The organism is Pseudomonas sp. NLJ1 (genome assembly GCF_049486705.1).
Classification (GTDB): domain Bacteria; phylum Pseudomonadota; class Gammaproteobacteria; order Pseudomonadales; family Pseudomonadaceae; genus Aquipseudomonas; species Aquipseudomonas inefficax.
Genome location: NZ_CP137735.1, coordinates 3,641,043 through 3,656,086 on the forward strand (window position 1 = coordinate 3,641,043; position 15,044 = coordinate 3,656,086).

Genomic DNA, 15,044 nt, shown 5'->3' on the forward strand with positions numbered 1-15,044 from the left:
GCCCGCCTTGTTGGCCCGACTCGATCTCGAGGTGGACACATCCGCCGCCCCACCTGTCTTAAGACATGCCCCAAAGCTGGCAACGCCTCTCCAACAGACATGGCCACGTTGCAACAAATGTGGGAGCGGGCTTGTCCCGCGAAGCGCCGCGCGGGCGGCGCTCGATCTCACTGGCGAAGATGGTGAAAAGCCGAACACCCGCGAAGTGCACCACCTGACTATCAGCGCAATAGCGAACGGTGGTTGTCCTGAAACCTGCGAAAGAGGACAATTATCGGCTTCCCGTCACAACCAGCGACCTTGCATGGCCTTTCTTGCACTTGGTATCAACCATAAGACTGCCTCGGTAGACGTACGCGAGCGCGTGGCGTTTACCCCAGAGCAGCTGGTAGACGCCCTGCAGCAGCTCTGCCGGCTGACATCCAGCCGCGAAGCGGCAATCCTGTCGACCTGCAACCGTAGCGAACTCTATATCGAGCAGGACCACCTGTCCGCCGATGTCGTGCTGCAATGGCTCGCCGACTATCACCGCCTCAGCCTGGACGAGTTGCGCGCCAGCGCCTACGTGCACGAAGAGCACGAGGCGGTGAAGCACATGATGCGGGTGGCCTCCGGCCTGGACTCGCTGGTGCTCGGCGAGCCGCAGATCCTCGGCCAGATGAAGTCCGCCTACGCGGTGGCGCGCGAGGCCGGCACCGTCGGCCCGTTGCTCGGGCGCCTGTTCCAGGCCACCTTCAGTGCCGCCAAGCAAGTGCGTACCGACACCGCCATTGGCGAAAACCCGGTGTCGGTGGCGTTTGCCGCGGTCAGCCTGGCCAAGCAGATCTTCAGCGACCTGGGCCGTAGCCAGGCCTTGCTGATCGGCGCTGGCGAAACCATCACCCTGGTCGCCCGCCACCTGCATGAGCAGGGCGTGCGTCGCATCGTCGTGGCCAACCGTACCCTGGAGCGGGCCAGCATCCTGGCCGAGCAGTTCGGTGCGCACGCCGTTCTGCTGGCCGACATCCCTCAGGAACTGGCCAACAGCGACATCGTTATCAGCTCCACCGCCAGCCAGTTGCCGATCCTCGGCAAGGGCGCGGTCGAAAGCGCGCTGAAGCAGCGCCGGCACAAGCCGATTTTCATGGTCGACATTGCCGTACCCCGCGATATCGAAACCGAAGTCGGCGAACTGGACGACGTCTACCTGTACACTGTCGATGACCTGCACGACGTGGTGGCGGAAAACCTCAAGAGTCGTCAGGGCGCGGCCCAGGCCGCCGAAGAGCTGGTGTCGGTAGGGGCTGAAGACTTCATGCTGCGCCTGCGCGAGCTGGCCGCGGTGGATGTGCTCAAGGCCTATCGCCAACAAAGCGAGCGCCTGCGCGACGAAGAACTGCAAAAGGCCCAGCGGCTGCTGGCCAACGGCGCCAACCCCGAAGATGTGCTGGCCCAACTGGCCCGGGGGCTGACCAACAAACTCCTGCACGCGCCCAGCGTGCAATTGAAAAGGCTCTCGGCCGAGGGCCGCCTCGATGCGCTGGCCATGGCCCAGGAACTCTTTGCCCTCAACGAGGGCTCGACGGACAAATCCCCGCAATGAAAGCGTCGCTGCTGAACAAACTGGAAATCCTCCAGGACCGCTTCGAAGAACTCACCGCACTGCTCGGTGATGCCGAGGTCATTTCCGACCAGACGCGCTTTCGCGCCTATTCTCGTGAATACGCCGAAGTCGAGCCGGTCTACGCTGCTTATAAAGAGTGGCGCAAAGTCCAGGACGACCTCGAAGGTGCCCAGGCGCTGCTCAAGGACAGTGACCCGGACCTGCGCGAAATGGCCGTGGAAGAAGTGCGTGAAGCCAAGGAACAACTGCTGACGCTGGAGTCGCAGCTGCAACGCATGCTGTTGCCCAAGGACCCCAACGACGGCCGTAACGTGTTCCTCGAGATCCGTGCCGGCACCGGTGGCGACGAGGCGGCGATCTTCTCCGGCGACCTGTTCCGCATGTATTCGCGCTACGCCGAAAAGCGTGGCTGGCGCCTGGAAATCCTCTCCGAGAACGAAGGCGAGCACGGCGGCTACAAGGAAATCATCGCCCGCGTCGAAGGCGAGAGTGTGTACGGCAAGCTCAAGTTCGAGTCTGGCGCGCACCGCGTACAGCGCGTGCCCGAGACCGAATCCCAGGGCCGTATCCACACCTCCGCATGCACCGTGGCGGTACTGCCCGAGCCGGACGAACAGGCGGCCATCGAGATCAACCCGGCCGACCTGCGCGTGGACACCTACCGCGCATCCGGTGCCGGCGGCCAGCACGTCAACAAGACCGACTCGGCGATCCGTATCACCCACTTGCCCACCGGTATCGTGGTCGAGTGCCAGGAAGAGCGCTCGCAGCACAAGAACCGCGCCCGCGCCATGTCCTGGCTGTCGGCCAAGCTCAACGACATGCAGACCAGCGCCGCGCAGAACGCCATCGCCACCGAGCGCAAGCTGCTGGTCGGCTCGGGTGACCGTTCCGAGCGCATCCGTACGTACAATTATCCACAGGGCCGGGTGACCGACCACCGCATCAACCTGACCCTGTACTCGCTGGACGACATCCTCGCCGGCGGCGTGGAGGCGGTGATCGAACCGCTGCTGGCCGAATACCAGGCCGATCAACTGGCCGCCCTGGGGGACTGATGACCATCATCGCCAGCCTGCTGCGCAACGCGCAGTTGCCAGAATCGCCCACCGAGCGGCTGGATGCCGAGCTGCTGTTGGCCGCGGCCATCGGCAAGTCGCGCAGCTACCTGCACACCTGGCCCGAGCGAATCGTCAGCAGCGAAGATGCCGAGACCTATGCCGGCTACCTGCAGCGCCGCCGTGGCGGCGAGCCGGTTGCCTATATTCTCGGGTTGCAGGGCTTCTGGAAGATCGACCTGGAGGTGGCACCGCATACCCTGATCCCGCGGCCGGATACCGAGCTGCTGGTCGAAGCCGCGCTTGAGCTGCAACCCGCCACACCGGCCAAGGTCCTTGACCTGGGCACCGGCACCGGCGCGATTGCCCTGGCCCTGGCCAGCGAGCGCCCGGCCTGGCAGGTGACTGCAGTGGACCGGGTGGAGGAGGCCGCCGCCCTGGCCGAGCGCAACCGCCAGCGCCTGGGCCTGGCGAACGCCCAGGTACGGCTCAGCCACTGGTTCGACAGCCTGGCCGGCGAGCGTTTCGACCTGATTGTCAGCAACCCGCCCTACATCGCCGCCGCAGACCCGCACCTGGTCGCCGGTGATGTACGCTTCGAACCCAGCAGCGCGCTGGTGGCCGGCGCCGATGGCCTGGACGACTTGCGCGTAATCGCGGCCCAGGCCCCCGTGCACCTGGTGCCGGGTGGCTGGTTGCTGCTGGAACACGGCTACGATCAGGCAGCGGCGGTGCGCGCCTTGCTGGCTGAACAAGGCTTCATCGAGGTCGCCAGCCGCACGGACCTGGGCGGCCATGAACGCATTACCCTGGGGCGCCTGCCATGCTGAGTGATCAGGAACTGCTGCGTTACAGCCGGCAGGTATTGCTGGCCCAGATCGACATCGACGGCCAGTTGCGGCTCAAGCAGAGCAAGGCGCTGATCGTCGGGCTCGGTGGCCTTGGCTCGCCAGTTGCCTTGTACCTGGCCGCTGCCGGGGTGGGTGAGCTGCACCTGGCCGACTTCGATACCGTCGACCTGACCAACCTGCAACGCCAGGTGATCCACGACAGTGCCAGCGTCGGCATGAGCAAGGTCGATTCGGCCTTGCAGCGCTTGCAGGCGATCAACCCGGAAATCAGCCTGGTTGCCCATCGCCAGGCTCTGGACGAGGACTCGCTGGCAGCCGCTGTGGCAGCGGTCGACCTGGTGCTGGACTGCTCCGACAATTTCGGTACTCGCGAGGCGGTCAACGCCGCCTGTGTCGCGGCTGGCAAGCCGCTGGTCAGCGGTGCGGCGATCCGCCTGGAAGGGCAGTTGTCGGTATTCGACCCACGGCGTGACTACAGCCCCTGCTACCACTGCCTGTACGGTCATGGCAGCGAAGCCGAACTGACCTGCAGCGAAGCCGGCGTGATCGGCCCGCTGGTGGGCCTGGTGGGCAGCCTGCAGGCGCTGGAGGCGATGAAGCTGCTGGCCGGGTTCGGCGAGCCGCTGGTCGGCCGCCTGCTGTTGATCGATGCTCTCGGCACTCGTATCCGCGAATTGCGGGTCAAGCGCGACCCGGCCTGTGCGGTCTGCGGCCAGCGCGATGGCTGAGCGCTCGGCGCCGGTCGGCGTGATGGACTCCGGGGTCGGCGGCTTGTCGGTGCTCGCCGAGATCCAGCGCCTGCTACCGAACGAGACGCTGCTGTACGTGGCCGATTGTGGCCACGTGCCCTATGGCGAGAAATCACCCGATTACATCCGCGAGCGTCTGCGGCGCATTGCCGGGTTCTTCCATGAACAAGGCGCCAAGGCCATGGTGCTTGCGTGTAACACCGCCACGGTGGCGGCAGTCGCCGACCTGCGCGAGTTGTATCCGCTCTGGCCGCTGGTGGGCATGGAGCCAGCGGTGAAGCCCGCTGCCGCGGCCACGCGCTCGGGCGTGGTCGGGGTGCTGGCCACCACTGGTACCCTGCAAAGCGCCAAGTTCGCCGCCTTGCTCGACCGCTTCGCCAACGACGTACAGGTCATCACCCAGCCTTGCCCGGGCCTGGTCGAGCGGATCGAGACCGGCGACCTGGTCAGCCCGGCGCTGCGCCAGTTGCTGTCGGGCTACGTGCAGCCGCTGCTGGCGGCGGGTTGCGACACGCTGATCCTCGGCTGCACTCATTACCCCTTCCTGCGCCCGTTGCTGGCCGAGATGGTGCCAGCCGATGTGGCCATCATCGACACCGGCGCCGCAGTGGCGCGTCAGCTGCAGCGACTATTGGGGGCGCATGACCTGTTGGCCGATGGGCCGGCAGGTGATACCCGGTTCTGGACCAGCGCTGACCCGCAGTCGCTAAGAAAAATCCTACCTTTGCTGTGGCATCAGTCCGACAGTGTGCAAAGCTTTCCGCTGTGAAAAAAATGTGAAAAGCACCTGAACTATCGTACCAGTGCCGCTTTCTACCGCTTTGCCTGACCTAAGGCGGACACCAATAACAGCAAAGAAGGATGTTGCTCATGAAGAAGCTGCTCGGCTTGGCGGCGGTTGCTGCCTTTACCTTGGGGCAAGCGCTGTCGGCGCAAGCTGCTGACGTTTCGTTTTCGGTGGGGCAGACCGGCGACTCGACCATGGTCTACCGGCTGGGGCTGCAATCGAACTGGGACGCGAGCTGGTGGCAGACCAGCGTGGGTCGCCTGACCGGTTATTGGGATGGGGCTTATAGCTACTGGGATGGTGACGAGACGGCCAGCAACCACAGCCTGTCGTTTGCGCCAGTGTTTGTTTATGAGTTTGCCGGGGAGTCGGTGAAGCCTTACATCGAGGCGGGGATCGGCGTTGCGGCGTTCTCCAGTACCGAACTGGAAGACAACGAGCTGGGCTCGTCATTCCAGTTCGAAGACCGTATCGGCTTTGGATTGCGCTTTGCCGGTGGGCATGAGATTGGCGTGCGGGCGATTCACTATTCCAACGCAGGCATCAAGCAGCCCAACGATGGGGTGGAGAGCTACAGCCTGCATTACCGCATGGCGCTCTGAGCTCTCCTGGGCCGGCCTCTTCGCGGGTGAACCCGCTCCCACAGGTATATCACTGGACTCAAGGTGCAGGGAGTCCTGTGGGAGCGGGTTTACCCGCGAAGAAGGCGATGCCGATATCAGATGCTATCGCATCAACGGCCACAGGCTACTGAGCTCCAAAACCTCCAGCACCAGCTCAGGTTCCCTCTGTGGCCACCGCAGCAGCAGCTCTTCTGCCGCTTGCTGCGGCGTCCACGCCTCCGGTATCGCCTGCGCCGATGTCACAGGCGTCTTCAACGACTGCGGCCCCACCACGGTCAGCTCAACCCCTTGCGCCTTCAGCGCCTGACGCTGCTCGCGCATCCATTGCGGCATATTGTTCCAGCCCGCAGTCACCTGCGTCGGTGCATGCAACTGCAACGCCGAATAACGGTTGAACACCGCCATCACCTGCGATGAGTCGCCCTTCGCCAGCAACGGCAGCGCACTGGCCAGGCAATGCTCGCCGGCCAGCTGGTTGCCAGTGACGATAGCCTCGAACAACTCGCTGTCCGCCACATTGTCCGCCAGGTAATCGCTGGTACCGGCGTTGATGATCAAGCCGTCCAGCGCGCACCAGGCATGGCAAATCTGCTGGCAGGCCTGGGCCGCCTGATGTTCTTCGTGCAACTGCCAAGGCAAGCGCAACAGCTGGCTGCCATAGCGTGCAGCCAAGGCATCCAGTGCCTCGCCATGCTTGCCGCTTGCAGCTACCCGGTGTCCTTGCCGGAGCAACCCCTCCACTAACGCCAGGCCTAGTCCATTGCCTGCTCCCGTCACCCAGATACTGCGTGCGTTGTTCAAGATGCTGCCCTCTGATCCTGCCGGCGCGGGAGGTTCTTGAATGCCTCCAGTGCGCGCTGGCGACTGCTGTCGAGATCGACGATTGGACGGTAGTAGGATTGTCTGGCAAAAAGATCGGCTGATATTAAGGGAAGATGAATAGCTTTTTCATCCAGCCTTTGCAATTCCGGCAGCCAGTGCCGAATGAAACGCCCCTGCGGGTCGAAACGCTGCGACTGCGTAACCGGGTTGAAGATGCGGAAATAGGGCACCGCGTCGGTGCCAGTGGACGCGCTCCACTGCCAGCCGCCGTTGTTGGCGGCCAGGTCGCCGTCTATCAGGTGGCGCATGAAATGTCGCTCGCCCTTGCGCCAGTCGATCAGCAGGTTCTTGCTGAGGAACATGGCCACGATCATGCGCAGGCGGTTGTGCATCCACCCGGTATCCAGCAGCTGGCGCATGGCGGCGTCGATGATGGGGAAGCCGGTTCGGCCCTGTTCCCAGGCTTCGAGGTCGGCCGGTGCGTCGCGCCAGGGCAGGGCTTCGGTCTGGGCGCGGAAGGCGCGGTGACGCGAGACCTGTGGATAACCGGCCAGGATGTGTTTGTAGAATTCGCGCCAGAGCAGCTCGTTGACCCAGGTTTGCACGCCACTGCTGCCGCTGTCGAACTCACCGCGGTTGCTGGCCAGGGCGCCGTGCAGGCACTGGCGCGGCGAGATCACGCCAGCGGCCAGGTAGGTGGAGAGCTGGCTGGTACCGGGCTTGGCAGGCAAGTCACGCAGCTGGTGGTAGTCGTCGATGGTTTCGTCGAGAAAGCGGGCCAGCCGCGCCTGCGCTTCGGCTTCGCCGGCCGGCCAGTGGTCGCGCAGTGTTTGCGCGGGTTTTTCGAAACCGTCCACGTGCTCAGGGATCGGGTCGCTGCTGATCTGCAGTGGTGCCTGGCGTTTTACCCGGTGGGCCAGGGCCGGGAGGCCTCGGTGCAGGTGCTCCAGGCAGTTCTTCTTGAACTGGCTGAACACCTGGAAGTAGTCACCGCTGCGGGTAAGGATGGTGCCCGGGCGGAACAACAGCTGGTCGAGATGGCTGTGGGCCTGGATGGACGACTTTTCCAGCAGCGCGCGGGTAGCGTCGTCGCGGCGTTGCTCGTTGATGCCGTACTCCTCGTTCCAGTGCACGCTTTGCACCTGATGTTGGCGGCAGACGTCTAGCACGGCCTGCGGCGCCTGGTCCCAGATGTCGATCCTGCGGATCAGCAGAGGTATGTTCAGGCGCTCCAGCGACTGGCGCAGGTCGCGCAGGTTGCGCAGCCAGAAGTCCACTTTGCACGCGGCGTCGTCATGGGCCAGCCATTGCCCGGGGCTGACCAGCCACAGGGCAAGGGTCGGCCCGCGCTCGCTGGCGGCGGCGAGCGCGGTGTTGTCATCGATGCGCAGGTCGCTGCGCAGCCAAGTCAGGTGCATGGTGCGGTCATCTCTCCAGGCTGGCGGCCATGGGCTTGCAGCAAACGCAATGCCGCCTGTGGGGTATCGAACAGTTCGAGGTTGGGCAGGCGGAGGGCGCGCAGCCGGGCTTCGTGCAGCGCCAGCATCGGCCCGCCGGCCAGGGTCGGTACGGGCAGGCGTTGCAGCACCTTGTCATCGAGTCGTGGCCCCAGGTGCAGGAGCACGGCACGCGGCTTGAGCATGGTGACGGCGCGTTGCAGGTGCGCGCCGCCAATGGTGTGCTCCAGCACTTCGACCGGCACGCCGTTGCTGGTGAACAGCCAGGCGCACAACCACAAGCCAGGGCTGAAGGTGTGTTCACTGTCTTCGGCCAGCAAGATGACAGGGCCTTGCAGCAGCTGGTTGTCGTGGTAGACCCGGGCGCCCAGCTTGCTGCGCAGCCAGCTGTGGAAAAACACCTGCTCCAGCCGTGCATTGAAATAGCTGCGCCAGCGCAGGTCGAGGAGGTCGAGCAGCGGCAACAGCAATTGCTCGCATAGGGTGACGGCCGGGTAAAGGGCCATGGCCTGGTTGAGCTGCTGGTCCAGGGCGCGCTGTGACAGCGTAGCGATAGCCTCGATCAGTTGGAACTGCCGGGCTTGCCAGTCGCCTTTGGGCGGTGTGCTGGCCGGTTTGTCGAGCAGCTCGCGTACCTGGCTGACGGAGGCACCGCGCTGCAGCCAGGCGAGGATCGCCTCGACGCGTTCGACTTGTTCCAGCGGATACAGGCGATGGCCCTTGGCGGTACGCTGGGGCTTGAGCAGGCCGTAGCGGCGCTCCCAGGCGCGCAGGGTGACGGGATTGACGCCCGTGCGGCGAGCCAGTTCGCCGATGGGCAGCAGGATTTCAGACGGCATTGCGCAGGCCCAGGCTCTCGGGATGCGGCTGCAGGTAGGCCTGCTGCTGCAGATACGGGTCGGGGTGCTTGCGCAAATGGTGCTTGAGCAGCGTCAGCGGCACTACCAGCGGCACCACGCCTTGCTGGTATTGGCCGATGATGGCTTGCAGCTCGGCTTTGTCCTGTGGTGTGAGGGTGTCCTTGAAGTAGCCGCTCAGGTGCTGCAGCACGTTGCAATGAGTGCCACGGCTGGCACAGCGGCGCAGAGCCTGCATCAGTTGGCTGAAGTAGCGCGGGCCGATACTTTGCGGGTCGTCGTCCTTGCTCATGCCGCCAAGCAGGCGCCCCAGGCTGCGGTAGGCCTGCGGGTTGTTGGCCATCAGCAGGTACTTGTAGCGCGAGTGGAACCGCACCAGAGCGCCACGGCTCAGGCCTGCGGCCAACAGGCGCTGCCAGTCGGCGTAGGCATACACGCGGCTGATGAAGTTCTCGCGCAGTACAGGGTCGTGCAGGCGGCCTTCTTCTTCCACCGGCAGGTCCGGGCGCCGTGCGCAGAACGCCTGGGCATACACGCCCCGCCCACTGTGGAAGGCCGGGTGGCCATTGTCCTGGTACACCTTGACCCGCTCCAGGCCACAGGAAGGCGATTTCTGCATGAAGATGTAGCCGCAGATATCGTCGAGCTCGGCCGCCATTTGCTCGCCATAGCTGCGCAGTGGGCCGGTCAGGTCCATGCCGGGGTTGCGGGTGCCTACCACTTCCGGCTGGCTGGGGTCGCCGACCAGGCGGATCGGGTCGCGCGGAACACCCAGGCCGATGGCCACCTCCGGGCACACCGGCAACCAGTAGAAATGCTCCTCGAGCTGCATACGGCACAAGTCGGAGGCCTTGTGGCCGCCGTTATAGCGCACGCTATGCCCGGTCAGGCAGGCGCTGATGGCGATACGCGGCTTGCTGTGGGCGGATGGGTCGTGCATGGGCTGTCTCCAATAAAACTTGTACGAGACTATAAAGTTGTACAGGTTTATTGCAGCACAACCCAGAAGTTATGCAAACCAGTTTTTTTGTATAGCCCTACATCATTCGAGGTGTTCGAGCAGCCGACGCGCTGCTTCCTGGCCACTGAGCCAGGCGCCTTCGACACGGCCGGACAAGCACCAGTCGCCGCAGGCGTACAAGCCTTGGTCTGCATCGGCCAGCGCGCCCCATTCATGGTTGCTGCTCGGGCGGGCATACAGCCAGCGGTGAGCCAAGGCAAAAGTAGGGGCTGGTACCACGCAGCCGACCAGCTCGGCAAACTCGCCCCACAGCTGTTCGATCACTTCTTCCTTGGGCAGGTCGATGTGTTGACGGCTCCAGTCCGAGGTGGCGTGCAGTACCCACGTATCCAGCTGCTCGTCACGCCCGGGCTTGCTGCGGTTGCGCGCCAGCCAGTCGAGTGGGTTGTCCTGTACGAAGCAGCCTTGCATCGGGGTGTCCAGTGGGGTCTGGAAGGCCAGGGCGACAGCCCAGGTGGGCTCCATCTGTACGCCTGCGGCCACGGCAGCAAGTTTTGGGGTAGAGGCCAGCAGCGGCGTGGCCTGTGGTGCCGGCACCGCGATCACCACGCGGCTGTAGGGGCCGTGGCTGCAGCCTTCGGTATCCTGCAGGTGCCAGTACTGCTTGCCGCGGAACACTTCGGCGATGCGGCAACCGAAGTTGACCGTCACATCCTTGAGCAGGCCGCGGGTGATTGCACTCATGCGCGGCACGCCCACCCAGCGCGTCTGTTCGTCGGGGGACGGGCTGAGTTCACCATCGCGGTAGTTGTACAGCTGTGGCTTCCATTGCTCGGCCCAACCAGCGGCAACCCACTGCTGTACCTGCTCGACGAAGCGCCGGTCACGGGCAGTGAAATACTGGGCGCCAAGGTCCAGCGCGCCAGCTTCGCTGCGCTTGCTGGCCATGCGCCCGCCACTGCCGTGGCCTTTGTCGAACAAATGCACGGATTGCCCGGCCTTCTGCAAGGCCTGGGCGGCTGACAGACCGGCGATACCGGCCCCGATGATGGCGATAGGTACTGTCATGATGGCCTCTTCAAACCTTGCTGTAAGCAGACTACGCTGTCAGGCAAACCTGTACAATGATAAAATTTTGTATAAGGTTATTCCGTGTTGGCAGGCAGCTTGGCCTATGTTTATCCGAGAGCGTCGGGTCAAAAAAGTGCCTTGTTGTTAAAAATAGACCACCGCCGCATTCTGCGAGGACACAGCCATGCATATATTGCTGACAGGCGGCACTGGGTTGATTGGCAAGCACCTGTGTCAGTACTGGCTCGGCCAGGGTCATCGCCTGACGGTATGGAGCCGTCGACCTGAGCAGGTGCCGAAAATTTGTGGGGCCGGCGTGCGCGGCATCGCACGCCTGGAGCAACTGGAGCCGGATGATCAGCTGGACGCAGTGATCAACCTGGCCGGCGCGCCGATTGCCGACCGGCCTTGGACGGCGGCCCGGCGCAACCTGCTGTGGGCCAGCCGCGTCACCCTCACCGAGCAGTTGCTGGCCTGGCTGGGCAGCCGTGAGCAGCGCCCGGAAGTGCTGATTTCCGGCTCTGCGGTGGGTTGGTACGGAGACGGCGGCGAACGCGAGCTGTCCGAGGCTTCACCGCCGGTGCGCGAAGATTTCGCCAGCCAGCTGTGCATTGCCTGGGAGGAGACGGCCATGCGTTCACAGGCCCAGGGCATTCGCGTTGTACTGGTGCGAACCGGTTTGGTACTGGCAAGTGATGGCGGCTTTTTGTCGCGTCTGCGCCTGCCCTTCAAATTGGGGCTGGGCGGGCCTTTGGGCGACGGGCGGCAGTGGATGCCCTGGGTCCATATAGACGACCAGATCGCCCTTATTGATTTTCTCTTGCAGCACAAGGATGCCAGCGGTCCTTATAATGCCTGCGCCCCCGAGCCGGTGCGCAACCGCGAGTTCGCCAGGTGCCTGGGCCGCACCTTGCACCGGCCGGCGTTGCTGCCAGTGCCGGCACTGCTGCTAAAGGCCGGGCTGGGTGAGCTGTCGACCCTGCTGCTCGGCGGCCAGCGCGCCCGCCCGGTACGCTTGCTGGCGGCAGGCTTCACCTTCCGCTTCAACGATCTGCAATCGGCCCTGGACAACCTGTCCAGCCGCCTCTGACATAGGATGCTGCATGACCGATCACGCCCTGCTGCTGGTCAACCTGGGTTCCCCGGCCTCCACATCGGTGGCCGATGTACGCCGCTACCTCAACCAGTTTCTGATGGATCCCTATGTGGTCGACCTGCCGTGGCCGCTTCGGCGGCTGCTGGTGTCGCTGATCCTGATCAAGCGCCCGGAACAGTCGGCCCATGCCTATGGCTCTATCTGGTGGGAAGAGGGCTCGCCGTTGGTAGTGCTGACCCGTCGCCTGCAGGCGGCGATGGTCGAGCACTGGCCCCATGGCCCGGTGGAGATTGCCATGCGCTATGGCCAGCCGGCCTTGCCCGAAGTGCTCGAGCGCCTGGCGGCCCAGGGTGTACGCAAGGTGACCTTGGCACCGCTGTATCCACAGTTTGCCGACAGCACGGTGACCACGGTGGTGGAGCTGGCCAGGCAGACGATCAGCGAGCGCCAGCTGCCGTTGCAGATGCGCGTGCTGCAACCATTCTACGAACACCCGGATTACATCGAGGCACTGGCGGCCAGCGCCAGGCCTTACCTGGAGCAGGACTACGATCACCTGTTGCTGAGCTTTCATGGTTTGCCGGAGCGGCACCTGAAGAAGCTCTACCCGGCCGGCAAGCATGACCTGCGCGCGGCGGATTGTTGCGAAGGTGCCAGTGCCGAGGTGCGTGCGGTGTGTTATCGCGGGCAGTGTCTGGCCACGGCCAAGGCTTTTGCGCAGAAGCTGGGCATACCGGACGGCAAGTGGTCGGTATCGTTCCAGTCGCGCCTCGGGCGCGACAAGTGGATCGAACCCTACACCGAAACCCGGCTGGACGAACTGGCCAAGGCCGGAGTGAAGCGGTTGCTGGTTATGTGCCCTGCGTTCGTTGCAGATTGCATCGAGACGCTGGAAGAAATCGGCATGCGCGGCAGCGAGCAGTTTGTCGAGGCTGGCGGGCAGGAGCTGGTGCTGGTGCCTTGCCTGAATGATCACCCGGAGTGGGTGAGGGTGTTGGCCGACATGTGCGAAAAGGCCTGATTGTCAGGTTGCCTTTGCCGGCCTCTTCGCGGGTAAACCCGCTCCCACAGGTTTTGTACAATGCCTGTGGGAGCGGGTTCACCCGCGAAGGGGCCAGGTCAGGTCAAAGCTGATCGTCCAGCTTCTTTTGCTTCCAGCCATCATTACCCGGCAGGATCAGGTTCAGCGCGATAGCCACGATGGCGCACAGGGCGATGCCCTTCAGGCCCCAGTCATCCGGGCCGTCACCGCTGCCGATCAGCACACCGCCGATACCGAACACCAGGGTGACCGACACGATCACCAGGTTGCGCGCTTCGGACAGGTCGATCTTGTGGCGGATCATGGTGTTCATGCCCACCGCCGCGATCGAGCCGAACAGCAGGCACAGGATGCCACCCATCACCGGTACCGGGATGCTTTGCAGCAATGCACCGAACTTGCCGATGAAGGCGAGGGTGATGGCGAAGACCGCCGCCCAGGTCATGATCTTCGGGTTGTAGTTCTTGGTCAGCATCACCGCGCCGGTGACTTCGGCATAGGTGGTGTTGGGCGGGCCGCCAAACAGGCCGGCTGCCGTGGTGGCCAGGCCGTCACCCAGCAGGGTGCGGTGCAGGCCAGGCTTTTTCAGGTAGTCGCGGCCCGTAACGCTGCCGACCGCGATCACCCCGCCGATATGCTCGATCGCCGGTGCCAGGGCAACCGGGACGATGAACAGGATGGCCTGCCAGTTGAACGCTGGTGCGGTGAAGTTGGGCACCTCCAGCCACGGTGCGGCGGCGATCTTGGCAGTGTCGACCACGCCAAAGGCGAACGACAGGGCAAAGCCCACCAGCACGCCAGCGATGATCGGCACCAGGCGGAAGATGCCCTTGCCGAACACGGCGACGATCAGCGTTGTCAGCAGGGCCGGCATCGAGATCATCATGGCGGTCTGGTAGGGCAGCAGCACGCTGCCGTCACCGGCCTTGCCCATCGCCATGTTGGCGGCGATCGGCGCCATGGCCAGGCCGATGGAGATGATCACCGGGCCGATCACCACCGGCGGCAGCATGCGGTCGATGAAACCGGTGCCTTTGATTTTCACCATCAGGCCCATGAAGGTGTACACGAAACCTGCGGCCATCACGCCGCCCATGGTCTCGGCCAGCCCGAACTGGCCCTTGGCGAGGATGATCGGGGTGATGAAGGCAAAGCTCGAGGCCAGGAACACTGGTACCTGGCGGCCGGTGACCAGCTGGAACAGCAGGGTGCCGATGCCGGCAGTGAACAGTGCGACGTTCGGATCTAGGCCGGTGATCAGTGGCATCAGCACCAGCGCGCCGAATGCCACGAAGAGCATCTGCGCGCCCGAAACGACCTGGCGCCAGAGCGGGTCGTTGAAGCCGTCCTGCATGGTCAGGCGTCCTTTTGCTTGGTGCCGAAGATCTTGTCACCGGCATCGCCCAGGCCCGGCACGATGTAGCCGTGTTCGTTCAGGCGCTGGTCGATCGAGGCGGTGTAGATCTGCACGTCCGGGTGGGCTTTTTCCACCACTTCGATGCCTTCTGGCGCGGCGACCAGAACCATGGCGCGGATCTCTTTGCAGCCGGCCTTCTTCAGCAGGTCGATGGTGGCAACCATCGAACCGCCGGTGGCCAGCATCGGGTCGATGATCAGCGCCAGGCGCTGGTTGATGTCCGGCGCAAGCTTTTCCAGGTAGGTGTGGGCTTCGAGGGTTTCCTCGTTGCGGGCAACGCCGACAGCGCTGACCTTGGCACCCGGGATCAGGCTGAGCACGCCATCGAGCATGCCGATGCCGGCACGCAGGATCGGCACCACGGTAATTTTCTTGCCGGCGATTTTTTCAACTTGCACCTTGCCGCACCAGCCGTCGATCTCGTAGGTTTCGAGCGGCAGGTCCTGGGTGGCTTCGTAGGTCAGGAGCGCGCCGACTTCCTGGGCAAGTTCGCGAAAATTCTTGGTGCTGATATCGGCACGGCGCATCAGGCCGAGCTTGTGGCGGATCAGCGGATGGCGGATCTCACGAGTGGGCATAGGGGGGCTCCGAAAGGCGGGCAAAAAAACCGCGCTAGATTAATCTATTCATCCTGTGCTGTCGTCTGGTCA

The 15,044-nt window shown here is 64.0% G+C and carries 15 protein-coding genes; 8 read left to right on the plus strand and 7 right to left on the minus strand.

What is annotated here, in order from left to right:
- The first annotated feature begins 304 nt into the window (after positions 1–304).
- The 6 genes from hemA to R9B85_RS16505 all read left to right on the plus strand — a co-directional run bounded on the left by hemA (position 305) and on the right by R9B85_RS16505 (position 5,650).
- Positions 305–1,582 (plus strand): glutamyl-tRNA reductase, encoded by a 1,278-nt coding sequence (gene hemA / locus R9B85_RS16480; RefSeq protein WP_112251983.1) that lies wholly within the window; start codon positions 305–307, stop codon positions 1,580–1,582.
- Positions 1,579–2,661, plus strand: a complete 1,083-nt coding sequence (prfA, locus tag R9B85_RS16485) for a peptide chain release factor 1 (protein WP_013970909.1) — start codon at positions 1,579–1,581, stop codon at positions 2,659–2,661. The genes hemA and prfA overlap by 4 nt, the downstream gene beginning before the upstream one ends.
- A complete protein-coding gene (prmC, locus tag R9B85_RS16490) occupies positions 2,661–3,491 on the plus strand; it encodes a peptide chain release factor N(5)-glutamine methyltransferase (protein ID WP_423770376.1) in 831 nt (276 codons plus the stop codon). The genes prfA and prmC overlap by 1 nt, the downstream gene beginning before the upstream one ends.
- The gene (locus R9B85_RS16495) at positions 3,485–4,240 is read left to right on the plus strand and encodes a molybdopterin-synthase adenylyltransferase MoeB (protein ID WP_112251984.1); all 756 of its coding nucleotides are present in this window, start codon (positions 3,485–3,487) and stop codon (positions 4,238–4,240) included. The genes prmC and R9B85_RS16495 overlap by 7 nt, the downstream gene beginning before the upstream one ends.
- Positions 4,233–5,030 carry a glutamate racemase gene (gene murI / locus R9B85_RS16500; RefSeq protein WP_423770377.1) on the plus strand — a complete coding sequence of 266 codons (798 nt, stop codon included), beginning with the start codon at positions 4,233–4,235 and terminating at the stop codon, positions 5,028–5,030. The genes R9B85_RS16495 and murI overlap by 8 nt, the downstream gene beginning before the upstream one ends.
- Before the next feature lie 101 nt (positions 5,031–5,131).
- Positions 5,132–5,650, plus strand: a complete 519-nt coding sequence (locus tag R9B85_RS16505; RefSeq protein ID WP_112251986.1) for an acyloxyacyl hydrolase — start codon at positions 5,132–5,134, stop codon at positions 5,648–5,650.
- A 123-nt stretch (positions 5,651–5,773) separates the two neighbouring features.
- Here the strand turns inward: R9B85_RS16505 and R9B85_RS16510 are convergent, their stop codons facing one another.
- From R9B85_RS16510 to R9B85_RS16530, 5 genes are all read right to left on the minus strand, one after another.
- Positions 5,774–6,472: an SDR family oxidoreductase gene (locus R9B85_RS16510; RefSeq protein ID WP_112251987.1), complete on the minus strand. Its 699-nt coding sequence runs from the start codon at positions 6,470–6,472 to the stop codon at positions 5,774–5,776.
- Positions 6,469–7,911 carry a deoxyribodipyrimidine photo-lyase gene (gene phrB / locus R9B85_RS16515; RefSeq protein ID WP_112251988.1) on the minus strand — a complete coding sequence of 481 codons (1,443 nt, stop codon included), beginning with the start codon at positions 7,909–7,911 and terminating at the stop codon, positions 6,469–6,471. Before phrB ends, R9B85_RS16510 begins: the two co-directional genes overlap by 4 nt.
- Positions 7,902–8,789 carry a MerR family transcriptional regulator gene (locus R9B85_RS16520; RefSeq protein WP_112251989.1) on the minus strand — a complete coding sequence of 296 codons (888 nt, stop codon included), beginning with the start codon at positions 8,787–8,789 and terminating at the stop codon, positions 7,902–7,904. Before R9B85_RS16520 ends, phrB begins: the two co-directional genes overlap by 10 nt.
- Positions 8,779–9,747 carry a YbgA family protein gene (locus tag R9B85_RS16525; protein ID WP_423770378.1) on the minus strand — a complete coding sequence of 323 codons (969 nt, stop codon included), beginning with the start codon at positions 9,745–9,747 and terminating at the stop codon, positions 8,779–8,781. Before R9B85_RS16525 ends, R9B85_RS16520 begins: the two co-directional genes overlap by 11 nt.
- A 102-nt stretch (positions 9,748–9,849) precedes the next feature.
- Positions 9,850–10,836 (minus strand): NAD(P)/FAD-dependent oxidoreductase, encoded by a 987-nt coding sequence (locus R9B85_RS16530; RefSeq protein WP_423770379.1) that lies wholly within the window; start codon positions 10,834–10,836, stop codon positions 9,850–9,852.
- A 187-nt stretch (positions 10,837–11,023) separates the two neighbouring features.
- Between R9B85_RS16530 and R9B85_RS16535 the strand changes: the two genes are divergently transcribed.
- Positions 11,024–11,929, plus strand: a complete 906-nt coding sequence (locus R9B85_RS16535) for a TIGR01777 family oxidoreductase (protein WP_112251992.1) — start codon at positions 11,024–11,026, stop codon at positions 11,927–11,929.
- A gap of 13 nt (positions 11,930–11,942) precedes the next feature.
- The gene (gene hemH, locus R9B85_RS16540; protein ID WP_207878474.1) at positions 11,943–12,956 is read left to right on the plus strand and encodes a ferrochelatase; all 1,014 of its coding nucleotides are present in this window, start codon (positions 11,943–11,945) and stop codon (positions 12,954–12,956) included.
- Positions 12,957–13,059: 103 nt separating this feature from the next.
- Here hemH and R9B85_RS16545 read toward each other — a convergent pair whose 3' ends face one another.
- Positions 13,060–14,331: a uracil-xanthine permease family protein gene (locus R9B85_RS16545; RefSeq protein WP_112251995.1), complete on the minus strand. Its 1,272-nt coding sequence runs from the start codon at positions 14,329–14,331 to the stop codon at positions 13,060–13,062.
- Between the two features lie 2 nt (positions 14,332–14,333).
- On the minus strand, positions 14,334–14,972 hold the full coding sequence (gene upp / locus R9B85_RS16550; RefSeq protein WP_011532223.1) for a uracil phosphoribosyltransferase: 639 nt from the start codon (positions 14,970–14,972) through the stop codon (positions 14,334–14,336).
- Positions 14,973–15,044: the final 72 nt, after the last annotated feature.